At 50.7% G+C, this 21,860-nt stretch carries 22 protein-coding genes; 13 read left to right on the top strand and 9 right to left on the bottom strand.

The window, feature by feature from the left end:
* The first annotated feature begins 5 nt into the window (after window positions 1-5).
* A complete protein-coding gene (locus LMED105_RS09315; protein WP_008250515.1) occupies window positions 6-485 on the top strand; it encodes a glycine zipper 2TM domain-containing protein in 480 nt (159 codons plus the stop codon).
* Window positions 486-560: 75 nt separating this feature from the next.
* Here LMED105_RS09315 and LMED105_RS09310 read toward each other — a convergent pair whose 3' ends face one another.
* Window positions 561-1,130 (bottom strand): YggT family protein, encoded by a 570-nt coding sequence (locus LMED105_RS09310; protein ID WP_008250514.1) that lies wholly within the window; start codon window positions 1,128-1,130, stop codon window positions 561-563.
* Window positions 1,131-1,148: 18 nt separating this feature from the next.
* Window positions 1,149-1,442: a hypothetical protein gene (locus LMED105_RS16805; RefSeq protein WP_156799626.1), complete on the bottom strand. Its 294-nt coding sequence runs from the start codon at window positions 1,440-1,442 to the stop codon at window positions 1,149-1,151.
* Window positions 1,443-1,551: 109 nt separating this feature from the next.
* On the opposite strand from LMED105_RS16805, the gene LMED105_RS09300 reads away from it, so the two are divergent.
* Window positions 1,552-1,791, top strand: a complete 240-nt coding sequence (locus LMED105_RS09300; RefSeq protein WP_156799631.1) for a DUF1653 domain-containing protein — start codon at window positions 1,552-1,554, stop codon at window positions 1,789-1,791.
* Between the two features lie 15 nt (window positions 1,792-1,806).
* Here LMED105_RS09300 and LMED105_RS09295 read toward each other — a convergent pair whose 3' ends face one another.
* The gene (locus LMED105_RS09295) at window positions 1,807-3,312 is read right to left on the bottom strand and encodes an NAD(P)/FAD-dependent oxidoreductase (RefSeq protein WP_008250511.1); all 1,506 of its coding nucleotides are present in this window, start codon (window positions 3,310-3,312) and stop codon (window positions 1,807-1,809) included.
* Between the two features lie 180 nt (window positions 3,313-3,492).
* Between LMED105_RS09295 and LMED105_RS09290 the strand changes: the two genes are divergently transcribed.
* Together LMED105_RS09290 and LMED105_RS09285 are read left to right on the top strand one after the other, a co-directional pair.
* Window positions 3,493-4,392: an alpha/beta hydrolase gene (locus tag LMED105_RS09290; protein ID WP_008250509.1), complete on the top strand. Its 900-nt coding sequence runs from the start codon at window positions 3,493-3,495 to the stop codon at window positions 4,390-4,392.
* Between the two features lie 55 nt (window positions 4,393-4,447).
* Window positions 4,448-5,671 carry an MBL fold metallo-hydrolase gene (locus LMED105_RS09285; RefSeq protein WP_198006830.1) on the top strand — a complete coding sequence of 408 codons (1,224 nt, stop codon included), beginning with the start codon at window positions 4,448-4,450 and terminating at the stop codon, window positions 5,669-5,671.
* Window positions 5,672-5,679: 8 nt separating this feature from the next.
* Here the strand turns inward: LMED105_RS09285 and LMED105_RS09280 are convergent, their stop codons facing one another.
* Together LMED105_RS09280 and LMED105_RS09275 are read right to left on the bottom strand one after the other, a co-directional pair.
* On the bottom strand, window positions 5,680-6,495 hold the full coding sequence (locus tag LMED105_RS09280) for a DUF4105 domain-containing protein (RefSeq protein WP_008250505.1): 816 nt from the start codon (window positions 6,493-6,495) through the stop codon (window positions 5,680-5,682).
* Window positions 6,495-7,268, bottom strand: a complete 774-nt coding sequence (locus tag LMED105_RS09275) for a helix-turn-helix domain-containing protein (protein WP_008250503.1) — start codon at window positions 7,266-7,268, stop codon at window positions 6,495-6,497. Before LMED105_RS09275 ends, LMED105_RS09280 begins: the two co-directional genes overlap by 1 nt.
* Before the next feature lie 123 nt (window positions 7,269-7,391).
* Here LMED105_RS09275 and LMED105_RS09270 point away from each other — a divergent pair, with 123 nt between their 5' ends.
* Window positions 7,392-7,847, top strand: coding sequence for a hypothetical protein (locus tag LMED105_RS09270; RefSeq protein WP_008250499.1), 456 nt, complete (start codon window positions 7,392-7,394; stop codon window positions 7,845-7,847).
* Here LMED105_RS09270 and LMED105_RS09265 read toward each other — a convergent pair.
* Both LMED105_RS09265 and LMED105_RS09260 read right to left on the bottom strand, forming a co-directional pair.
* Complete coding sequence (locus tag LMED105_RS09265) at window positions 7,827-8,630, bottom strand: alpha/beta fold hydrolase (RefSeq protein ID WP_008250498.1); 804 nt, start codon at window positions 8,628-8,630, stop codon at window positions 7,827-7,829. The genes LMED105_RS09270 and LMED105_RS09265 overlap by 21 nt on opposite strands.
* 35 nt (window positions 8,631-8,665) lie before the next feature.
* Window positions 8,666-9,193, bottom strand: coding sequence for an OsmC family protein (locus LMED105_RS09260; protein WP_008250496.1), 528 nt, complete (start codon window positions 9,191-9,193; stop codon window positions 8,666-8,668).
* Between the two features lie 130 nt (window positions 9,194-9,323).
* Between LMED105_RS09260 and LMED105_RS09255 the strand changes: the two genes are divergently transcribed.
* The 3 genes from LMED105_RS09255 to LMED105_RS09245 all read left to right on the top strand — a co-directional run bounded on the left by LMED105_RS09255 (window position 9,324) and on the right by LMED105_RS09245 (window position 12,870).
* A complete protein-coding gene (locus tag LMED105_RS09255; RefSeq protein WP_008250494.1) occupies window positions 9,324-10,856 on the top strand; it encodes a winged helix-turn-helix domain-containing protein in 1,533 nt (510 codons plus the stop codon).
* 35 nt (window positions 10,857-10,891) lie between these two features.
* A complete protein-coding gene (locus LMED105_RS09250) occupies window positions 10,892-11,176 on the top strand; it encodes a PAAR domain-containing protein (protein ID WP_008250492.1) in 285 nt (94 codons plus the stop codon).
* Between the two features lie 71 nt (window positions 11,177-11,247).
* Window positions 11,248-12,870 carry an NAD(P)/FAD-dependent oxidoreductase gene (locus LMED105_RS09245; protein ID WP_008250491.1) on the top strand — a complete coding sequence of 541 codons (1,623 nt, stop codon included), beginning with the start codon at window positions 11,248-11,250 and terminating at the stop codon, window positions 12,868-12,870.
* Here LMED105_RS09245 and LMED105_RS09240 read toward each other — a convergent pair.
* The gene (locus tag LMED105_RS09240) at window positions 12,867-13,169 is read right to left on the bottom strand and encodes a helix-turn-helix transcriptional regulator (protein WP_008250489.1); all 303 of its coding nucleotides are present in this window, start codon (window positions 13,167-13,169) and stop codon (window positions 12,867-12,869) included. The genes LMED105_RS09245 and LMED105_RS09240 overlap by 4 nt on opposite strands.
* On the bottom strand, window positions 13,166-13,564 hold the full coding sequence (locus LMED105_RS09235) for a type II toxin-antitoxin system RelE/ParE family toxin (protein ID WP_232222736.1): 399 nt from the start codon (window positions 13,562-13,564) through the stop codon (window positions 13,166-13,168). The genes LMED105_RS09240 and LMED105_RS09235 overlap by 4 nt, the downstream gene beginning before the upstream one ends.
* A 204-nt stretch (window positions 13,565-13,768) precedes the next feature.
* Here LMED105_RS09235 and LMED105_RS09230 point away from each other — a divergent pair, with 204 nt between their 5' ends.
* From LMED105_RS09230 to LMED105_RS09210, 5 genes are all read left to right on the top strand, one after another.
* Window positions 13,769-16,147 carry a DNA/RNA helicase domain-containing protein gene (locus LMED105_RS09230; RefSeq protein WP_008250485.1) on the top strand — a complete coding sequence of 793 codons (2,379 nt, stop codon included), beginning with the start codon at window positions 13,769-13,771 and terminating at the stop codon, window positions 16,145-16,147.
* Between the two features lie 230 nt (window positions 16,148-16,377).
* Entirely contained in the window at window positions 16,378-17,556 is a 1,179-nt protein-coding gene (locus tag LMED105_RS09225) for a hypothetical protein (protein ID WP_008250483.1), read from the top strand.
* Complete coding sequence (locus LMED105_RS09220) at window positions 17,546-19,312, top strand: ATP-binding protein (protein WP_008250481.1); 1,767 nt, start codon at window positions 17,546-17,548, stop codon at window positions 19,310-19,312. The genes LMED105_RS09225 and LMED105_RS09220 overlap by 11 nt, the downstream gene beginning before the upstream one ends.
* Before the next feature lie 654 nt (window positions 19,313-19,966).
* A complete protein-coding gene (locus LMED105_RS09215; protein ID WP_008250478.1) occupies window positions 19,967-20,896 on the top strand; it encodes a hypothetical protein in 930 nt (309 codons plus the stop codon).
* Entirely contained in the window at window positions 20,889-21,767 is an 879-nt protein-coding gene (locus LMED105_RS09210) for a nucleotidyl transferase AbiEii/AbiGii toxin family protein (protein WP_008250475.1), read from the top strand. Before LMED105_RS09215 ends, LMED105_RS09210 begins: the two co-directional genes overlap by 8 nt.
* The last annotated feature ends 93 nt before the right edge of the window (window positions 21,768-21,860 follow it).

The raw sequence follows: 21,860 nt of genomic DNA, 5'->3' as shown, positions 1-21,860 counted from the left end.
AAATCATGGCCAAGTCAATTCAGTTCAGTTTAAGAAGCACCGGTGCAGTGGCCCTGATTGCGCTTTCTGCGCTTGCAGGCTGTGCCACCCAAAGCAGTTCGGGTCAGGTATATCGCGAAGGTGAAACCCGCCGCGCACAAATTATCGAGCAAGGCACAGTTGAAAGCGTACGCACCGTGACTATTCAGGGCGACACCAACGGCGTAGGTACTGCCGCTGGCGGCATCATTGGCGGTATCGCAGGCAGCAACGTGGGTGGCGGCAGCGGTCGTGCTGTGGGTGCAATTGTGGGTGCGGTGGCTGGCGGTATTGCAGGTCAGGCCGTAGAACGCAATGCATCGACCCGTCAGGGCCTGGAAATTACCGTTCGCATGGACAACGGCACCTTGCGTGCTTATGTTCAGGATGCAGCAGGTGAAGATTTCCGGCCTGGTGACCGTGTAAGAATTGTCAGTGGTGGCGGTACATCGCGCGTTACACGCTGAATTTAAATAACCCGCCAAAATGAAAAAGAGCACCTTTGAAGGTGCTCTTTTTTTATGCCATGCCAGTTGGCCAAATTAAAACCCGGGCATCAGGCTTTGCAGCACCATCATCACGATCTGCAAAATCAGGAAGAAAACCAAAGGCGATAAATCTACATTGCCAATGGTGGGCAGCACCCTGCGCAATGGCTCCAGGAAAGGGCGTGACAGCTCATTCAGAATCGACGCAATCGGCGAGAACGGATTCACCCAGCTCAAGATCACCTGAATCAGCACAATACCCATCAGCAGATAAGCCACATTGCGCAACACCCAAAAAATGGCAATGGGTATAGTCAGCGTAATCAGCGAACCCACGCCCGGACCACCGCTGGAAAGTCCAACTGTGAGCAACACCAAAACAATGTGCAGCACAAAAGACACCACAAAGGCGCCAAAAATGGAGGCCCAATCAATGCCACCATAGCCGGGCACACCCTTGCGCAAGGGCTTCACTAGCCAGTCGGTCATGGAAAAAATGAACGGTGACAGGGGGTTACTGGGGTGTATACGTACCCACTGCATCAATGCGCGCAGCAACAGGCAAAAGGTGAGCAGGCTGGCGGCTGTTTCCAGCAGTAAGCGCAAAATATCGATTAGAAGCATAGTGAAGCGTTCAGCAGGTTAAGGCCGTGAGCCTGTTGGAAATGGCCAAGTGGTTGTGGCACCCTTCAACTTTCTGGGCTTTGCAGCGCCCGACCGGCGGCGGCGCGCAGGCTTGCTGGGCGTAAGCAGTGCCAAAGGCGTGACCTCGGAGGGAGAAAGCGCCGTTTTGGAAGGTTTTCGGGTTGTAGCCACCGGGCGTGCTTTGCTTTCGGGCAGCTCTGCTTTGGCAGCAGCAGGCTTCGCGACCGACTTGGTCAAAGGCTTGGTTGCTGGTTTGCTGGTTTCCTCGGTTGCTCGCTTGATTGCAGGCATTCAGGAACTCCTTTCAATTCTTCAAGGACAGCCGTACAGTTTAACGATATGACCTTGAATATTCAAGAAATATGACTCACAACAACAAAGGAGACACCCCTTGAGCCATGTGCCAGAACAACCTCACAGCGTAAAAACGGGCGAACGTTATCGACACTACAAAGGTGGGCTGTATGAAATTATTTGCCAAGCCATTCAGGAAAGCGATTTGAGCCCTGTGGTGGTTTACCGCCCTTTGAGTGGCGATACCCACACCGCGTGGACCAGGCCTTTGAATGTATTTTTTGAAATGGTGCAGGTGGGTGAGCGCATGACCCAGCGCTTCACCCTGGTCGACAGCGACAGCTAACTTAAGCCACTGGGTTTAAGCCACCGCCTTCAGCTTCGGCTTGGCCCTGCCCCCTGCCTTTGCAGGTTCAAACACCAAACCGGGCTCATCCACGGGGTCTTCCAGCAAGGTTTTGGTGTCGTGGTAATAATCTTGCCGATTGTGCCACGGGTGGGTTTCACCCTGGCGTGGCAACTGGTCGGCCACGCGCTTCAAATACCCTGAATTCAATCCACCCAGCACAGTGAAACCTTCCACAGGCTGCACGTGTTCAGTTTTGGCCACCGCCACAGCATGGCCCTTCTTGTCCATGTAGTTCAGCAGGCGGCACACAAAACCACTGACCAAATCTGATTTCAGCGTCCACGATGCGTGGGTGTAACCCAGCACCACCGCCGCGTTCGGCAGGTCTTGCAACATGGCGCTTTTGTAGAACATTTTTTCGCTCAAGTTCACAGGCGCATTGTCCAGGCTAATCTTCATGCCACCCACCATTTGCACATTCAAACCGGTGGCAGTCACGATGATGTCGGCTTCCAGCACTTCGCCTGAGTTCAACTCAATGCCATTGGGCACAAACTGCTTGATGGTGTCTGTGGCCACGCTGGCCTTGCCACTGCGCAGGGCTTTGAAAAAATCGCCATCGGGTACCAAACACAAACGCTGATCCCAGGGCATGTAGTTGGGTGTGAAGTGTTTGATATCCACGCTGGAGCCTTTCAACTGCCTGCGCATCATCGCGATCAGGAAGCGGCGCACCACCTCGGGCTTGCTTTTGCTGGCCTTGAACATGAAGTGCGCCAAACCAATAGTGCGCGTGCGGTTCAGCTTATAAGCCAGTTTGGACGGCAGGGTTTTTTGCAGCACGCGGGTCAGCGCATCCACGGAGGGCAAGGAAAAAATATAGGACGGCGAACGCTGCAACATGGTGATGTGCTCCACCTTGTCGGCCATGCTTGGGATTAATGTTACAGCTGTTGCCCCACTGCCAATCACCACCACTTTTTTGCCGGTGTAGTCGAGGTTTTCTGGCCAGTGCTGAGGATGAACCACCAAGCCCTTGAAGCTTTTCTCATTCGGGAAATCAGGGCGATAGCCTTGGTCGTAGTTGTAGTAGCCCGCACAGGCCATCATGAATTTCGCGCGGTATTGCTCTGGCTCGCCAGTCGCTTCATTCACAGCATTGATCACCCAGCGCTGGGCCTCGCTGTCCCAGTTCGCGTCGCTCACCTTGCGCTGAAAACGAATGTGGTCGAACACCTTGTTCTCGGTGGCTGCCTCGTGCACATAGCTGCGAATGTCATTGCCTTGCGAGAAAAAATGCGCATTTTTCCAAGGCTTGAACTTGAAGCCGAAACTGAACATGTCGGAATCTGAGCGGATACCGGGGTAGCGGAACAAATCCCAAGTGCCACCAATGGTGGTGCGGCGCTCAAGAATGGTGAACTTTCGGTTGGGGCATTCTTTTTTCAAATGGCATGCGGCACTGATGCCTGACAAACCTGCGCCAATGATCAAAATGTCTTCGTCGAATATCGCCATGGTGTCTCCGTGTGGTTGTGCTCTTTTTTTTATTGTGCCGATTTTTTCAGGCCTGAAAACAGCGTTTGCATTTCCATTCCAGATTTGTCCGAATTTATCAAGTGCATTGAAAACTCAAGGTAAACTGGGCAGCACTGGCAGTGCTATAAATACCCCACCCCACTTTCAAAGAGGAACACCATGCCGTCCATTCAAGCCAAAGTGATGAACAAAATTGCAAGCATTGCCCTGAAAAGCTACCGGGGCAACGGGGCTGGGTTCGTGCGCCGGTTTCGCATGGTGACCGCTGCATCCAATTTGCTGGCTCCTGTGCCAAAAGGCTTGAAACATATCAAAGGCGCTTTGGGCGGTGTTCCAGGTGAATGGCTTATTCCGGTCAATCCCAAAGGCGCTTTGTTGTACATCCACGGCGGCGGCTTTGTGGCGGGCCACCCCCCCATGTACCGCCCCTTCTGTGGCGCCTTGGCCAATGCCTTGGGTTTCCGCGTGTTCATGGTGGACTACCGCCTGGCACCAGAAAACCCGTTCCCAGCCCCACTGGACGACTGCATTGCAGCCTTTGAAGCCCTGGTGGCAGATACCCCCACAGGCGAACCCATTTTCGTGGCGGGCGATTCTGCCGGCGGCAACTTGAGCCTGGCCGTGTTGCAACATGCACTTAAAAAGAAACTGCCCTCACACGGCGGCCTGCTGATTTCGCCAGCCACCGACATGCGCCGCCTGTCACCCTCCATTGAAGGCAATGACAAGACCGACAGCATGTTGTCTTCACACATGATTGAACACGCCGCCAACTTGTACATGTGCGGCCATTACCCCGCCGATGAACGCGCATCGCCCCTGCTTGGGAAATTGAAAGGTCTTCCACCACTCATGGTGACCGCCAGTGAAGACGAATGTTTGCTGGACGACTCTGTGTTACTACGCGATGCGGTAGAAAAAGTGGGCGGGCAAATCACCTTACTCACCCGCCCCGGCATGCCGCACATTTGGCCAACCATGAACCTTGCGTTGCCCGAGGCCAAAGAAGACCTAGTGAAGATCATTCGCTTTTTTTCACCGTTGGTGAAGGGCATCTAAAACAACGTTGTTGGCAGTACAAGGTGTTGGAGACACCTGCAACTACCCAATAACAATGACTAACTTACTTTCCCGCACAGGCCTGATTGCCTGTGCCTTGCTTTGCGCACCACTGTTGGCTGCCTGCCTGGGCGGCGATTCCGGCACGGGCAGCACCAGCACCGCCCGAACTACACCCAATGAAACACGGCCCAATGTGTTTGACGCCAGCAGCTTCAAACCCCTGCCCGCAGCCCGTGCACCCAGCGCTGAACTGCAAGCCACGCGCGAACGCATATTAGGTCCCAACGCCATGGACCCGGAGCAGGTGAAGTTTTGGTGGGTGGGTGTTTCAAGTTTCATTGTGAGCATGAAAGGCCATTTGTTTTTAATGGACGCGTGGGAAATTGTGGGCGTGCACGCCAACTATGTGCCCATTGGCCGTGAAGAACTGGCCGCCATTCAACCTGAAGCCATATTCATTGGGCACGGCCACTTTGACCATGCAGCCGATGCGGGCTATGTGGCAGGCCTAAGCAATGCCCTGTTGATTGCGGGCAGCAACGTGTGCGATATCGCCCGCGAGCGCGCCGCCAGTGAGGGCATACCCAACTCCTTTCCCTGCCTGAACCTGGGCGACCAAACCAACCCCGGTGCCGGCAGTGTACGCGCCATTCAAATTTGGGAAGATGTCGAGCCCGTGCATGTTGTACAGCACACTCACTCCGCCGCTGAACCCGCCGACCTGCTCAGCGGTGGCATGCCCTTGGTGTACATTCCCGACGTGCTCACATTTCCTACCTACTTGAACACCAGCCTGGCCGAAGCACTTCGCTTTGTGGGCACCCTGCAAGACGACGGCGGCGTGGGCCAACCTGCAGGCGGCACTTGGGCTTATCACTTCCGGGCAGGCGACTTTGCCTGGTTTTGGCACAACTCTACTGGGGTGATGAAAGCCGGCAACGCAGAAAGCGAAGCGGTGGCCAACGCATTGACGAATTTGCCTGAATGTGTGGATGTGCAATTGAATGCGATTGTTGGTTTTGGCTTGGTGACCAGTGCCTACCGGGACGCTTTGGCTTATGTGGCACTGACAAAACCCAAAATAGCCTTGCCCAACCACCACGACGCCTGGACACCTGGCATTGGCGGCGGGGCGTCGGCTTATGAAAACAGTTGGCTGGAAGCAGTCAGCAGGCTGCCCGATCCACCCCAGGTGGATTACCTGCGCGACCCGGTGGACTACATGAAACCGCGCAGCTACAACATCAACGATCCACGCTGGGCGGGTGGTTGCTGATCAAAGCCTTACATGCCGGGCACACCCCGGCGAATGACTTCCGAGAAATTTTCACCGACCTGCATGGCTTTGGCGCGGGGCACAATATAGCCCTTCTCCTGAAGTTCGGTATAGCCAAACCCCTCTACCAAACCGCCCTGCGCATGGGCGTATTCGGCGAAGTACCCGCTGAGCAACAGGCGATAATCCAGCGGCAAATCCGGCACGATTCGCTTGGCGATATCAAACACCACCGTGGTGCAATTGCTGGTCAGGGTGTTGTAAAACTCGGGGGTCTTTTCCAGTTTTTGTGCCTGTTCTACATAGGCCAAAAACAGGGTTCTTAGCTGTTCTGGCGGAATGGCCAGTCGGTAGATGTACACGTTTTCACCACGCGCATTGCTCCGTGTGCGAATAATGTCGGCCTCATCGGCCGCCACCAAAATAGCCTCGTACTGCCTGAAAAAACCCTTCCACGCGGAGAACTCCTCGCCGACTTCCTTTCGGATTTCCAGCGAGAAAGTCAGGTACTGCCCATCGGCAAAACCGAACGACACCAAGGTGTGGGCAATTTTAGGCCCCATCCAGTAAGACAACACAAGGTCGGCTGTTTGCAACTGGCTTAAATCATATTCACGTGTTTCCCAGCGCGGTGTGTAATCGGTTTCTGTGCGCCACTCAAAGTTGCGCACATTTTTCAACACCACCCTGTCGCCATTCACATCTGCATGCAACATTTGGGAAACATCATCAGCCCATTGCCGGTTGTGGCTGGGTTTTTGCAGAAACCACCAGGTGGCAAATGCGCCCATGGCAATCAACAGAAAAAGCAGCAAAGTACGCATTATGAAAATGCCTTTCGAGTGGCCTCATCGGCGGGGAACAAATGTTCAATTCTCAGCGATGCCGCAGTAATGTCCAAGGGCGCTCCAAAACTGGTGAAAGTTGACACAAAACGAAGCTCGCCCACCGTACTTTTAAACCGGGTGACCAAGGTGGGGTTGTTGAAATTCTGTGGCTGTTTGGTGTCGAACATGGATTGCGGAATTTGCGCCAACATGGCCTGCAACGCAGGCACATGCAAAGCCTCACGCTGCGCCCTTTTCAATACATCGCCCAACACTTCAGCCGGGTTTAGCAGGCGTGTGGCCAGGCCACCGGGCGCAGTCAGTGCCAGCAGCACATTGGGAGTCGCTTGCAAAGCGGCCAAATCAAACTCCAGCAGTTGCAACAAGCGCACAAAACTGGCGTTGAATTTCACCAAATTCCATTCACTGTCCAGCACCATGGCCGGCGCTGCATGCTGCGCAGTCAGCATCAAATCGATCACCTCATTGATGGTGTCCATTTCCCGGTGATCAATCGGCCTGCTCCCAAACAAGGGGGCAAAACCTGCAGCCACCAGCGCTTCATTGCGTTCATTCAGCGGCGCATCCAAACCCTCCAGCAGTGCCAACAACATTTCCTTGCTGGCACTGGCTTTGCCAGTTTCAATGCAACTTAAATGGCGCTGGGAAACACCCACGCGCAAGGCCAAATCAAGTTGGCTGATCTTTTGCCTTGCCCGCAAATCGCGCAGACGAATTCCAGCATGTTGGGTGGGTGTATGTGTGTGCATGTGCCCATACTGCCACGGAAAATTACTGGAATCTATGACCTCGCAGGTTATTGCTGCAATGACCCAAGGCTCATCAAACTGGCGTTGAACTGATTCACTTTCAACCCGGCAAGGAGAACCGACATGCCTACCAGTACCCTGCAAAACACGGCCACAAGCACACCCACCTTTTGGATCAAGTGGCTAAGCTACACCGCCGAATTCACCGTGTTGTTTGGCTTTTTCATGGTGCTTGCACCGGGCTTGACCCAGCAGGCCTTCGGATTGTTGGTATTCCAGAACCCCGCACAAATTTCCGCCTTCGACTCACAAGCGACGGCTTACATCGAGCTTGCGCATGCAGTGATGGGCTCGGTGATGGTGGGCTGGGGCGCGCTCATGTTTATGCTGGTGCGCAAACTGAATATTAAAGACGCCAAAGAGACCTGCAACATGATTGCGATATCTGTGTTGCTTTGGTATATACCCGACACCGCATTTTCGCTGTACAGCGGTTTTTGGCAAAACGCCGTCATGAATACCGGTTTTGCTGTGTTGTATGCAGTGCCTTTGGTGGCGTTAAGAAAACACTTTCTGTAAAAACCCTGAAATCGCTTCGTTCACTACATCAGGATGGGTCACCGGCCCCATGTGGCCCATCTGCGCAAACTCAATTAACTCCACGCTCGGCAAAGTGGCCACCAATCGCTTCGCCACAGCGTGGGCCGACAACTGCGACTTTCCCCCCACCATGTAAAGCACCGGAACATTCAACTGGCCAAAAGAACTCAGCACGGTGGGTTCGCTGAACAAGGCATGCCCCCACCGCCGCACATTGCGCACTGATGCCGCCACCGCCGGTTTGCGCTCTTCAGGGGTTTTCGCCCAGCTGCCCTGCCCCATCCAGAAATCGATAAAATGCTGAGCCGCCAAATGTGGATCGCCATTGTCCAGCGCAGCACCGGCGGCGGCCACTGCATGGCGAATGCCGTCTACATCATTCGGGCTTGGGCTTTCATGCTCAACCACAGAGAAGAAAGTGGGCTCAAATAGTGCAAGTGCCTTCACCCGGTGCGGAAACAACAAGGCAATTTTCAAAGCAATCGCACCGCCGTAGGAATGCCCCACCAAGGTGAACTTTTCACCCATTCTATCCAACACCGGCATCAGTAAATCCACTTCATCTTGCAGAGAAATGGTTCGTTCCGAATGCCAGTCGGGTGTTTGGCCTGAACCGTAGGAATCCACCGCAAGCAGCTGAAACCGATCCGCCAGCAAACCCATCAAGCCCTTCCATTGCCCGGCGTGCGATGCATTGGCATGCAGGCACAACACGGCAGGGCCTCGGCCAGCCTCTTTCACATGGGGTTGAACAGAGGTCATGGCGATCCTTGAATGGGGTTGGGTGCGGGTCGAATTCAGTTTAGCTGAAAACTGGTTTCAACCTTGGGTGGATTTTTCAAGGTTTGCTGCACCACACAAGAACGCTTGGCTGCATAGGTCAATGCCTTGATCAAGTCGGCGGGTGTGCCCTCTTTTACCTTGAACTGCACATTGCAGCGCATGCCTTGAAAACCAACTGGTACTTCTGGCGACATATTCAATGCACCACGAACATCCACATCGGCAGTCACGCGCACTTCCAGAAAAACAAGCTCAACACCCAGCACGTTGGCCACCATGCGCATGGCTGAATCCTGACATGCAGCCAGCGCAGCACACAACAGATCGCCAGGCGTGGGCGCATCGTGCAGACCGCCCAAAGCACGATGAACACCAATCGGCACCTGCACGCCACAACCATCCATGGGCTCCACCACAGAATGAAAAGGGTCCAAGGGATCAACCCCGCGAGCCAAGGCATGGTCGGTCACCATCGCCGCACCAGGTTCTACTTTGTAAAGTGCACGCATTTCACGTTGAGCATTGGGTACAGAAAAAGTCATAGTAGTCTCCAGTGGTTTTGAGCAGCCAACTGCTCAATGAATTCACTGTGCACGGACACGCTGTGTTTAGTCCTTAAGAATTCCTAAATGTTTGCTATATTTTGCTAACACCTCACCTTCGGTTGCGCGCTTGGATTCTTCCTATTTTTTCGATCACTTTGAATTGCGCGCAAATGAAAGACTTTTGCTGCGCGAAGGCGAAGCGGTCAATTTGGGTTCGCGCACCTTTGACTTTTTAATGTGCTTGGTCACCAACCACACACGTGTTCTAAGCAAAGACGAATTGCTGCAAACGGTGTGGCCCGGCATGGTCGTGGAAGAAAACAATTTAACCGTGCAAACCTCTGCTTTGCGCAAGCTCCTGGGTAGTCAGGCGATTTCAACAGTCACAGGGCGCGGCTACCAATTCAGTTTGCCAGTTCGCCGAACAGAAGTGTCCTCGAAACCCACAGTGCAAAAACATTCCACCATCGCGGTGCTGCCTTTCAAGGTACTGGGAGAACAAACCGACCTGCGGTTTCTGGCTGAGGGTTTGCTTGAAGACGTCATTGCACTGCTGGCTCGGGTACCCGGTTTTCTGGTAATTTCACAAGCCTCCACGCAAATATTCGACCACAGCAGCGTTGCACTACCTGAAATTGCTGAACAGCTTCAGGTGCAATTCGTTGTACTGGGCAGCATTCGTCGAGTGGACGAAATCATTCGGGTGAATGTTCAGCTGGCAGAGGCGCAAACCGGCCAAGTGTTGTGGAACAGTCGGTTTGAATGCTCGCCAGCCTCCAGCGCTGATTTACAGGAGGAAATTGCCCGGGGTTTGCTCAGCGAACTTGAACCCGCGCTAACCAAAGCCGAAATAGCCCAGATTCGAAGACAGCGCCCCAACAATCTCGACGCATGGGCACATTATCATGAGGCCACGGGCGCTTTGGCCCAACTGGGCTGGAGCGAGGCGGGTCTTCGCGATGCCCGGCACCAACTCGAAAACAGCATTGAAATTGACAGCAACTTTGGCCTTGCCCACGCACATTTGGCCTTGTTGACCGCACTGTCCCGAAACATCGGGCTGTTGCCACATTCTGACGCCGTTCTCGCCAGCGGGCTGACAGCGGCAAACACTGCAATTGAACTAGACGGGGGCAATTCCGAGGTAATGGGTTATGCGGGTTGCGCACTGTGCGACCTTGGACAAACCCGGCAAGGCCTGATCACACTAAAAGCGGCCTTGCAGCTTAACCCCAGCAATGCACAGGCACAGGTTGCCCACGGTGCTGCCTTGGTACTGATGAATGAACTGGAAGGCGGTATTGCGCAAATGCGTCTGGGCATGCGTATAAGCCCCAAAGACAGAAGACTTGGATTTTGGTTGTGGATACTGAGCTGTTTCTTGCTGCGGGCAAACCGCCCGGAAGAAGCGCTGGAAGAAGCAATAAAAGCAGTACAACACGACACACGGTTTCATTTGGCACATGTTGCGCAAGCTGCGGCATTGGACAAACTGGGCAATACACCACTGGCGCAGCAAGCATTGATACAGGCACGAACGTTAAGACCTGCCTTGTCAGTTGAAGAAATAGCGATCTCGCACGGCAAGAAAATAGCAGCCCGCATGGCCTTGATGTGGCAAACCTGGCCGAAGCCGCAAGGAACCACCACCGTCGATTAATTACTTAAGAAGTTACACGACTCACTTTTCTACCCATGTCTTCAAGGCCCGTCATACAAGGTCGCGCGCAAATCCTGATCGGCGACACCACCAGCCACGGTGGTGTGGTGATCTCTGGCAGCCCCACCACCACAGTTGAGGGCCGACCCATCGCCAGGGTTGGCGACATGGTCACCTGCCCTTTGTGCAAGCCCCACGTATTCCCGATTATTGAAGGCCTTGGTGCGTTCACCGACAACTACATGGCAGTGGCACTGCACGGTCACAAAATTGGGTGTGGTGCAACCTTGATAGCCAGCAGCAACAGTCGAGAAGAATAAGTGCACTTTGGCGGGCAAAAGCATAAAATACGGCCTTGATCCGAAAAACAGATCCACAAGGTACACCTGCCATGATCCGCCTGTCCGAGCTGAAGCTTCCACTCGACCACTCTGAACATGCTCTTTCCGAGCTTATTCACAGCACGCTGAAAATTACAGCCGAAGACGTCAAAAGCTTCAGCATCTACAAACGCAGCTACGACGCACGCAAACAAAAATTGTTGCTGGTTTACATCGTTGATGTCGAACTTCGCAGCGATCGCCTTGAAGCGCAGTTGTTGTCGAAATTCACCACCAACTCGCACATTCGACCTGCGCCCGACATGGTTTACCAGTTGCCGGTGAAATTGAATGAAGCCCCTGCAATTCGCCCTGTGGTAATCGGCTTCGGCCCCTGCGGTATTTTCGCAGCCATGATGCTGGCGCAAATGGGCTTCAAACCCATTGTGATTGAGCGTGGCAAGCAGGTACGCGAACGGACCAAAGACACCTGGGGCCTGTGGCGCAAGCGCGTACTACATGCCGAATCGAACGTACAATTTGGCGAAGGCGGAGCTGGTACATTTTCAGACGGAAAACTGTACAGCCAAATCAAAGACCCGCGCTTTCTGGGTCGAAAAGTGATGACCGAGTTTGTAAAGGCCGGCGCACCTGAAGAAATCTTGCTGGTCAGCAAACCCCACATTGGCACCTTCCGGCTGGTGAAAGTGGTTGAAAACATGCGCGAACAAATTATCGCCATGGGCGGCGAAATTCGCTTCCAACAACGCGTATGCGACTTTCACATTGAAGACGGCCACATTCGCGGCCTGACCATTGAGAACCTGAAAGACGGTGGCACTTACGAACTGCGCGCAGACCATGTGGTGCTGGCGCTGGGCCACAGTTCACGCGACACCTTTGCCAAGCTATACGAGCGCGGTGTGTACATGGAAGCCAAGCCATTCTCCGTGGGCTTTCGCATAGAACACCCACAAGGCTTGATCGACCGTGCCCGCTTGGGGCAACACGCGGGCCACCCACTGCTGGGCGCAGCCGATTACAAACTGGTACACCACGCAGCCAATGGTCGTTCCGTTTACAGCTTTTGCATGTGCCCCGGTGGCACAGTGGTGGCGGCCACATCTGAAGAGAACCGCGTGGTCACCAACGGCATGAGCCAATATTCCCGCAACGAACGCAACGCCAACGCCGGCATCGTGGTGGGCATTAGCCCGGCCGACTATCCCGGTGGCCCACTGGCAGGTATCGCCTTTCAACGCAAGCTAGAATCCAATGCGTTTGTGATGGGCGGCAGTAACTATGAAGCGCCCGGGCAATTGGTGGGCGATTTTATTGCGGGCAAAGCATCGACTGAACTGGGCAGCGTAGAACCATCGTATAAACCCGGCGTCAAAATGACTGACCTGGCCGACGCATTGCCCGAATATGCGATTACCGCCATGCGTGAAGCCTTGCCTGCATTCGGAAAAAAGATCAAAGGCTTCGACATGCACGACGCCGTGCTGACTGGTGTGGAAACCAGAACCTCATCGCCGCTGCGAATTACCCGCGGCGACGACTTCCAAAGTTTGAATACAAAAGGCCTGTACCCTGCGGGTGAAGGCGCCAGCTACGCCGGCGGCATTTTGTCAGCGGGTGTCGATGGCATTGAAGTGGCAGAAGCAGTGGCGAGGAATTTGGTGGGGGTTTAAGCAACAACTGTTTGTGGATGATCTTCAAAGGTAATGATCATTTTTTTTCCGATTGCTGCTGTCGATTTGACAAGTGTTGCCAAAGTAACCGAGGTGTTTTCGGGATCCAGCAATCGATCCAACTGACTTCGACTGGTTCCAATTTTGCGTGCCATTTCAGTTTTCGGTATTGATCTTGAAATCATCTCTTGCTCGATCATGCAGGCAATCACTTTTTTGATAGCCGAAGCTTCTGCCTCTTCTTGAATGCCATCTTCTTTCAAGAAATCTTCAAAATTCGAACCCACGTGTTTATTCATTTGGAGCCCCTTAATTTACTTAATCTATCCTTCGCAACTTCTAGTTCACGCTGCGGTGTTTTCTGAGTCTTCTTAATAAAGCCGTGAAGTAAAACCATTTCGCCCTTTTCCAAAGCGAACAAAACTCTGGCAATTCGATTCTCTAGTTTTGATCGAATCTCCCATAGTCCCCCACCCAAATGATCAACCAATGGTAACCCTAAGGGCCAACCCCATTGAACAGCAAGAATATCCGCCCCAACAATTTTCTTATCTGACTCGGGTTTCAAGGCTTTTAGCCATGCTCTAACTGGCTCATCACCAGATGCTTGGCGATAAAAAACGCAATTCAATTTGAATTGCTTAATGAAAACATCACCTTTATCTGATTGTACCTTTTTTGGTACATTCGTCAAGCTGTCTGCACGTATGTTACGAATCACCAACAACCACCCATTTCAAGAACGTCGAGCTTCTTCAGTAACAATTACCTGCATTCAGTTCTATTGCTTTGCCTAACCTCCCCACCCATTTGTAGCCCCCAATTACCCCACCTGAAATAGTTCATTAAACGAAGGTTTCCTGATACATTCGAAACACAAGAACAAACCACACCCGCAATGATCGTTTACACCGCCTGCAAATCGAAATTTCTCGACGACGTGTTAGACGATCAAATTCACGAAGCCATTCACCGTGAATTTCAGCGCAAGCTATTCCGCAGAGCAGGCGAATCAGAAGTAAATTCTTGGCGCAATTCGATGAAAGAAATGCGCCAGGTGTTGAACGACGCCGACATTCCCGGCGACTCGCTGGTATCCATCGAGTACAACATTCCGCTCACCGGCAAACGCATCGACTTTATTTTGACGGGTCGCAATGCCCAGCTAGAGGAATGCGCCGTCATCATTGAATTGAAGCAATGGAGCGACGTTCAAGCCACCCAACAAGATGCGGTAGTGAACACTTGGCTGGGTAAGGGCAACATCAACACGCCCCACCCTTCTTACCAAGCATGGACGTATGCCGCACTCATCGACGATTATTCCGAGGTGGTACAAAACGAACAGGTGCGCCTCAGTGCCTGCGCGTATTTACACAACTTGGACAGTGCCGAGGTTATCAACGACCCTTTTTACAAAGCACACACCGACCGCGCACCCGTATTCATTTCAAAAGACGCGCGCAAGCTTTCCGAGTTTTTAAAAAGGCACGTGAAGTACGGCGATCAGAACGACTTGATGTACCGCATTGAGCACGGAAAAATTCGCCCTTCCAAAAACCTGGCTGACAGCCTGAGCAATATGCTGCTGGGCAATCGCGAGTTTTTGATGATTGACGATCAAAAGCTGGTGTATGAAATGGCGTTGGACTTGGCCCATTCCCGCAATGATTCAAGCAAGCGTGTGCTGATCGTGGAAGGTGGCCCGGGTACAGGCAAATCGGTGGTGGCCATCAACCTGCTCAGCGAATTCACACAGCGCGGCATGGTGTGCCAATACGTCTCTAAAAATGCAGCGCCCCGCGCAGTGTTCGAAGCCAAGCTGACAGGTACATTCAAAAAAACACGCATTGCGAATTTGTTCCGCGGGTCGGGCGGATATGTGGACAACCAAGCCAACCAGTTTGATGTGTTACTGGTGGACGAAGCCCACCGCTTGAATGAAAAAAGCGGTCTATATGGCAACTTGGGCGAGAACCAAATTAAAGAATTGATCCACGCCAGCAAGCTGTGCATTTTCTTCGTGGATGAAGACCAACGCGTTACCTTCAAAGACATTGGCAGCAAAGCGGAAATTCGCAAATGGGCGCAGGCCCTGGGCGCGGTAGTGGTTGAGCAAGAGTTACGATCCCAATTTCGCTGCAATGGCAGCGACGGCTACATTGCCTGGTTAAACCACCACCTACAAATTAAACCCACCGCCAATTTGAATATGGACGGGTTGGATTTCGATTTCAAAATATTCGATTCGCCCACGGCGTTGCACAACGCAATTCGCCAGAAGAACGAAGTGAACAACAAAGCCCGTGTGGTGGCTGGCTACTGTTGGGACTGGAAAAGTAAAAAGAACCCGCAAGCTTTTGACATCGAGTTTCTTGAACACGACTACAAGGCCAAATGGAACCTGGACGACGATGGCAGCACATGGATTATCAAGCCCAATAGCGTGGAGCAAGTGGGTTGCATACACACCTGCCAAGGGTTGGAGCTGGACTACGTGGGCGTTATTGTTGGCCCAGACTTTGTGGTGCGCAATGGCGAAGTGCTTACTAACGCATTCAAGCGCAGCAATATGGACCAAAGCATCAAAGGGTTTAAGGGCGGACTGAAAACAGACCGGGAAAAGAACTTGGCCATGGCCGACGCTGTGATCAAGAACACCTACAAAACCCTGATGACCCGCGGCATGAAAGGATGTTACGTTTACTTTACCGACGAAGAAACACGCACACACTTTCAAACACTGGTGAATGGTTTTGAACACGTGGAGGTGGCACCCATGTTGAACAAATACGAAGGGCTAGACCTACCGATTGTGCAAGCTGGCCAAGAGGCCGCCAACAGCGTGCCAATTTTTGATTTGAAATTCGCCGCCGGGCAGTTTAGCGAATACCAACAAGCTGACACGTTTGACCATGTTGTACTGCCCGCCCACCTGCGCGCAAGTGAAGGATATTTTGTAGCGCGTGTTGAGGGCGATTCCATGAACAAACGCATACCACCCGGCGCATGGTGCCTGTTTCACTTCAACCCACAGGGCACCCGCAACGGAAAGATTGTGGTGGTACAACACCGCCGAATTTCAGACCCTGAACTGGGTGGGCAATACACCATAAAACGCTATAAAAGCGAAAAGCATTTTGGTGAAGATGGCGTAGTGAATAGCGTGGTTGTGTTGACACCAGAATCAACGAATGACAAGCATGAAGCGATTGTGCTGAGTGCTGAGGATGCAGAGGAAATGATTGTGGTGGCGGAGTTTTTGACAGTGGTTTAGTAGAGGGATTAAGGGGGTTACTCTCGGCAAAGATAGGCCATCGCGCTCTCGATAAGTACAGCCCGGTTCGGAGTATCGACTTACCATGTGTTTTTTGTACAGTTTATCCGAGCACAATCCTTAATTCTCCTTCTTCAATAGCTACAACTTGACACTTAACTTATTACAGAAAGTGACATAGATATACAGGCTACAAGTAGTTTTACCTTACATAAATTTGGAAGATCAGAATGAGTCGTTCAGCAGACTACACAATCCAAGGTTTTCTTTACCAGTTTAATCAGACGCTCTCCGAACTATTGCTGGCAGGAGAGAATGACATAATTACCATAGAGGGAATTGTCGAAGATATTGAAGTCGAAAACTTTGATGGAACGAAGGCAATTCAGTGCAAGTACCATGAGACACGCGATAATTACACCCCAAGCATTCTTTACAAACCACTGCTTCAGATGATGAAGCACTTTAAGTCTAATCCAGACGCGAAGATAAGTTATCACCTATTCGCGCACTTTCCCGAAAACCCTCAGATAACCATAACTGCGTTGGAACTCAACAATGCGCTCAAATCCAAAAGTAAGGACTTAAAAAATTTGATAGCCGATGTTGCTGGAGTCGATGTCGATGGCTTTCTTAAGGCTTTCACCATTTCCGTAACACCAAAATACGATGACTTAATGACCAAAAATATCGTTAGCCTTGAAGCTTTTGGTTTCAATAAAGGGGAGGTAGAAATACTTTTTTACCCTAATGCCATTCAAATGATTGCTGATCTAAGCATCAAACATGATGTGAAGCTTAGAAAAATTACGAAGAAAGATTTTTTGGAAACTCTAAGACGGATCAGAACTACCGCGGTATCTCAATGGACGCTTGCATTAAAAACACGACAGAAGATCTTAGAAATACGACGCCAACAGCTTAAAGTAAATTTGAATGCGAATGCACGACTCCGTCACCTTGTCATATTCCCAACATTTTTGGAACAGTTTGATGAACAAATCGTCATCTTCATCAAATCATTCATCGATAAATACAATTTCAAATTAGCGCATACTCACACCCCACTATTTGCGCTAGATATTCCACAAAATAAATTTGATGAAATCGCGGAGCGACTAGTTGAAAAGGATGTCGTGCCGAATCTGGGGCGACCAGTAAAGACATTTGCTGAGACCCACTTCTTCCGCGAGCCGATGGTCCAAAAAGACAAAAAGGAATTCGTACTAAGGCTTATTCGCTGGGAGGATTACAAGAAGCTCACTCACAAAGTCAAAGCTGACGATTTTTTCGTCATTGGCCATGGAGACACCACGGGAATAGACACCAAGGATATAAACCTCGAAGTCCTTGGTGCCGAAAAGTTTGATGAAATCAGGTACCTAATGGGGATAAGTAATGTCTATTAAGATTGGATCAGTGCTCTCATGTGCCCCCGAGGCTATTGTCGTCGCTGTGGATACCCTTGAAGCGTTCGAGAAAAATAAAGAAGGGCTTCAGATTGGCCGCTTCTTAAAAATTGCTCAGGGCAATCACGATTTCACTATTGCTACAATTCGCAATATCAAAGGTACCAATACCCTTGGTGCAGATGGAAAGCAGATTTGGAGCTTTCAGATTGAATGCCAAGCAATAGGTACTTTGGCTGAAAACAAGACATTTGATCGTGGGAGCTTGCTTTTGCCTGTGCCTACCGAACACGTATTCATCGCGGAAAAGGACACCCTGGATCAAATCTTTTCTGCTGACAGCGATCACAACTTCCCACTTGGCAAACTTTCGATGAATAAAACCATCGATTTCTTGATAAATGGCAATAGGTTTTTCAGCAAGCATATTGCAGTTGTTGGCTCGACAGGCTCTGGCAAGTCATGTACCGTCGCAAAAATGCTGCAAGACGTCGTTGGTATTTCCCAGCACAAAAATAACAATAAGGACAGGCAAAACAATTCCCATGTTGTGATATTCGATATCCACGACGAATACACTGCTGCTTTCACTCTTAAAAAAGATGAGGCTTTCACCCTCAGCCGACTCGACATTGACTCACTGCAGCTCCCCTACTGGCTCATGAATTCTGAAGAATTGGAGAGCATGTTCATCGAAAGCAACGAAGCAAATTCTCACAACCAGGTTAGCCAATTCAAGCATGCTGTGGTCTTGAATAAGGAGAAGCATAACCCAGCTGTGAAGGAGGTCACTTACGACACGCCAGTTTATTTTTCGATCGCTGAGGTGTACAACTTCATTGAAAATCTAAATCGTGAAGTTATCGGGCGGTTGCCCGGGGAAGATAAGCCTAAGTTAGCAGACGGAACTTTAGTGAATGATCGGAGAATTTACTTTGATAGGATCCATGACTTCGTCGCTAACTCAGCTGCTGCTGCGACTAAAGCAACTAATGGACCATTCAACGGGGAATTCAACAGATTTGTATCCCGATTGGAGGCCAAATTATCTGATAAGCGACTTCGTTTCCTTTTGAGTTCGAAAAAGGCTGGGGGTCAAGCGCATGTCACAGCAGACTTCGAGGAGTTGATGAAGCAGTTCATTGGCTATATCGACAAGGCAAACGTCACGATTGTAGATTTAAGCGGTGTGCCATTCGAAGTACTTAGCATTACTGTCAGTTTAATTTCTCGCCTGATATTCGACTTTTGCTTCCATTACTCCAAATTGCAACACGCACAGGAAAAGCTGAACGACATCCCAGTTATGCTCGTGTGCGAGGAGGCACATAACTATGTGCCACGAGACAGTCATGCAGCCTATCGGGCTTCTCGCAAATCCATCGAGAGAATTGCAAAAGAGGGTCGTAAATACGGCCTGAGCCTAATGGTGGTGAGCCAGCGACCTTCGGAAGTTTCGGAGACGATATTTGCCCAATGTAATAACTTTATGTCTCTGCGACTAACGAACGACGCAGATCAGAGTTACGTACGCAGACTATTTCCCGACAATGCAAATGCGATTACGGAAATTCTACCGAACTTGGCACCGGGCGAATGCGTTGTAGTTGGTGAGGCCGTACTGCTACCAGCAGTCATAAAGATGCCGTTACCACTTCCTGAGCCGCATTCGCAAAGTGTCAACGTTCATACAGAGTGGAAAGAACAATGGCGTGACGTTGTCTTTTCTAAGGTAATTGAACGTTGGCGAAAATAAATGGAGAAAAGCGTAGGGGTTTCAACGAAAAAATATTTCAGCGAAACAAATCAAAATAATTAATGGACACAAAAATCTAGAGTGCATCATTACCGCAATCAGAGTACGTCTTAGATCCGAATTCAACAATTGAAATTGCAAGAACGACAGCGACAAAATCATCAACTAATAGAACCAAAAAAATGATTGGAAATGAAGCTTAAATCGATCCGACGCTTGAACTTCCAATCGTTCGAAGCTATACCCACCGAAATTCGGCCAAGGGAGATTACTTACCTCATCTATTCTAACAGCTCAGGTGCAGTAAGTCCGTTCTATTAGGAGTGAGCGAACCAACAGACTAGCCGACAAGCCACCCTTCATCTCACATCAACAGAACACATAAATCATTTAGACTAAGCTGCACCTTTGCAACCAACTTTCCCTCGCGCAAGCTTTTTCACCTCAATCAATTTCAATATCTTCCCTCCCGCCCTAATGCGAGCAAGTCTGCCCAGGGCCTCCGCTTCAAATTCAGCTGCTTTTGAATTTGCTTTCATCATCTCTACTCAGCCTATTTGACATCACCACCCCAGCACTAAGCGAAATAAAAAGCCTTCTTGACAAAATTACGCCATGCGTTTAACATCCGTCCTAAGGACGGATGTTAAACGCATGGCAAAGAACATTAAAGCTATTCAACCCGAAAATATAGTCACAACCATTGCTGCGCAGCTGGCCAAACAAACTGGCCCAGCTGTTATTCAGTATGAATTGGCTTGCCTGGTATATCAATGCCTTCCGAATAAAAAATCAACAACCGCAGCCACAAAAAAACAACTCGAAGAAGTTTTAAAACTACTTCAACAATTCCACTTAATACGTCCCATTGAACCCTTTGCAGAAACACGCGGATACCAACTCTTTGGGCATGAACGTAGCACGGCAATTGAACTTGCATGCAGCCTGGATCCTTTCGCGTATGTGTCACACCTTAGCGCAATGGAACACTACGGCTTAACCGACCGCTTCTCGCAGTTGGTTTATTTAACGCGGCCAAAAGCTACTGAATGGGCAGCATTGGCCAAGGCAAAAATGAACCGCGACCTTGGGCAGCAAACTGAAAATTTTCTGAAACTGGGTTATCCAAAACTAATTCGCCCTACTTTTAAAAAACTGTCTGGAATTACTGTGCACCTGCTTGAACGTTCAAACCAGGGCGCCTTTCGCACCACAGCACACAGCAGCCTGCGCGTTGCAACAATTGGTCGGGTTTTTCTGGACATGCTTCGAGAACCCGCTTTGTGCGGCGGTCTGCAACATGTTGTCGACGTTTACACCAACCATGCCAAAAAGTACTTGCTATTTGTTGTAGATGAACTGAACACCCACGGTGCGCCAATTGATAAGGTTCGGGCTGGCTACCTACTGTCCGAGGTTTGCAAGCTTAACCACCCAGCTTTTGCCGACTGGGAAAAGTTTGCACAGCGGGGTGGGTCTAGAAAACTTAACCCTGAGGCAGAATTTGAGCCATTTTTTTCAGATCGTTGGAAGCTATCGATCAACCTGCCCTCTTTATTGAACAACGAGAACACTTTTGAATAAGCAGATTGAAACCCTGAACGTAGCCGAATGGGTTGCCAGCGCACCCTTACAGCAACAAGCTTTTCGGGAGGCTGTTCATATTGTGTTGTCTGCAATCGGTAGCAGCGCGCCCCTTCGAACGCAAATGGTGATGAAAGGTGGCATGTTAATGGCCATTCGCTACAACAGCACCCGCTTCACCCGCGACGCCGATTTTTCTACCACGGCACTTTACCAACAAGGAAACGAGAAAGAATTGACTGAAGAACTTGAAGCCCAAATTCAGTACTTCAACCAACTACTTTCTTACAACACCCACTGCACCATTCAATCTTCGAAAATAAACCCACCTGGCAACAACCGCACTCACCCTACACTTAACCTGCGAATTGGATATGCAGCACCAAGCAACCCATCTGCCATGCGCCGCCTAATTGCAAAGCAGTCCCCACAAATTGTCGAAATTGATTTCAGCTACAACGAGGCAGTACTGGATATTGAAATGCTTCGGCTTAGCGACCTTGACGAACTGCATGTGTATAGCTTGGTCAATTTGATGGCAGAGAAATATCGGTCGCTGCTGCAGCAACCCATCCGGAAAAGAAACCGGTATCAAGATGTTTACGACCTTTACTTTCTGATCGAGAACGCACCGCTCACTGGCCATAGGGAACACATCGATTTACTGGAATGCATACAAACAACTTGCACCACCAAAGGAATTGAAGCCACAACAAACAGCCTGAGAGACCCAGCCGTGCAAAACATGGCGGCGGATGGCTACCGCACTCTTGCAAACGACATTCAAGATAACCTGCCCGAATTTGATTTAGCGTACTTCAAGGTATGCGAGTTTTACGAAAAGCTACCATGGCAAAAATCTGAAAACTAAATATAAGGGGAGGCTCCATCCCCCTTGCCTTTTCGAAAAACCGCTTCATTTCTACCCCTTAAAACCTTTCACGCATACTGCGGCTTGCCTCGT

The organism is Limnobacter sp. MED105, from assembly GCF_000170915.1.
Classification (GTDB): domain Bacteria; phylum Pseudomonadota; class Gammaproteobacteria; order Burkholderiales; family Burkholderiaceae_B; genus Limnobacter.
The sequence above is the reverse complement of the archived record's forward strand: the minus strand, read 5'-3'. Positions and strand labels throughout refer to the sequence as shown.

Coding starts and splice junctions, on each gene's coding strand:
- LMED105_RS09315 (WP_008250515.1), top strand. CDS start 6: ATGGCCAAGTCAATTCAGTTCAGTTTAAGAAGCACCGGTGCAGTGGCC.
- LMED105_RS09310 (WP_008250514.1), bottom strand. CDS start 1,130: ATGCTTCTAATCGATATTTTGCGCTTACTGCTGGAAACAGCCGCCAGC.
- LMED105_RS16805 (WP_156799626.1), bottom strand. CDS start 1,442: ATGCCTGCAATCAAGCGAGCAACCGAGGAAACCAGCAAACCAGCAACC.
- LMED105_RS09295 (WP_008250511.1), bottom strand. CDS start 3,312: ATGGCGATATTCGACGAAGACATTTTGATCATTGGCGCAGGTTTGTCA.
- LMED105_RS09290 (WP_008250509.1), top strand. CDS start 3,493: ATGCCGTCCATTCAAGCCAAAGTGATGAACAAAATTGCAAGCATTGCC.
- LMED105_RS09285 (WP_198006830.1), top strand. CDS start 4,448: ATGACTAACTTACTTTCCCGCACAGGCCTGATTGCCTGTGCCTTGCTT.
- LMED105_RS09280 (WP_008250505.1), bottom strand. CDS start 6,495: ATGCGTACTTTGCTGCTTTTTCTGTTGATTGCCATGGGCGCATTTGCC.
- LMED105_RS09275 (WP_008250503.1), bottom strand. CDS start 7,268: ATGCACACACATACACCCACCCAACATGCTGGAATTCGTCTGCGCGAT.
- LMED105_RS09270 (WP_008250499.1), top strand. CDS start 7,392: ATGCCTACCAGTACCCTGCAAAACACGGCCACAAGCACACCCACCTTT.
- LMED105_RS09265 (WP_008250498.1), bottom strand. CDS start 8,630: ATGACCTCTGTTCAACCCCATGTGAAAGAGGCTGGCCGAGGCCCTGCC.
- LMED105_RS09260 (WP_008250496.1), bottom strand. CDS start 9,193: ATGACTTTTTCTGTACCCAATGCTCAACGTGAAATGCGTGCACTTTAC.
- LMED105_RS09250 (WP_008250492.1), top strand. CDS start 10,892: ATGTCTTCAAGGCCCGTCATACAAGGTCGCGCGCAAATCCTGATCGGC.
- LMED105_RS09245 (WP_008250491.1), top strand. CDS start 11,248: ATGATCCGCCTGTCCGAGCTGAAGCTTCCACTCGACCACTCTGAACAT.
- LMED105_RS09240 (WP_008250489.1), bottom strand. CDS start 13,169: ATGAATAAACACGTGGGTTCGAATTTTGAAGATTTCTTGAAAGAAGAT.
- LMED105_RS09230 (WP_008250485.1), top strand. CDS start 13,769: ATGATCGTTTACACCGCCTGCAAATCGAAATTTCTCGACGACGTGTTA.
- LMED105_RS09225 (WP_008250483.1), top strand. CDS start 16,378: ATGAGTCGTTCAGCAGACTACACAATCCAAGGTTTTCTTTACCAGTTT.
- LMED105_RS09220 (WP_008250481.1), top strand. CDS start 17,546: ATGTCTATTAAGATTGGATCAGTGCTCTCATGTGCCCCCGAGGCTATT.
- LMED105_RS09215 (WP_008250478.1), top strand. CDS start 19,967: ATGGCAAAGAACATTAAAGCTATTCAACCCGAAAATATAGTCACAACC.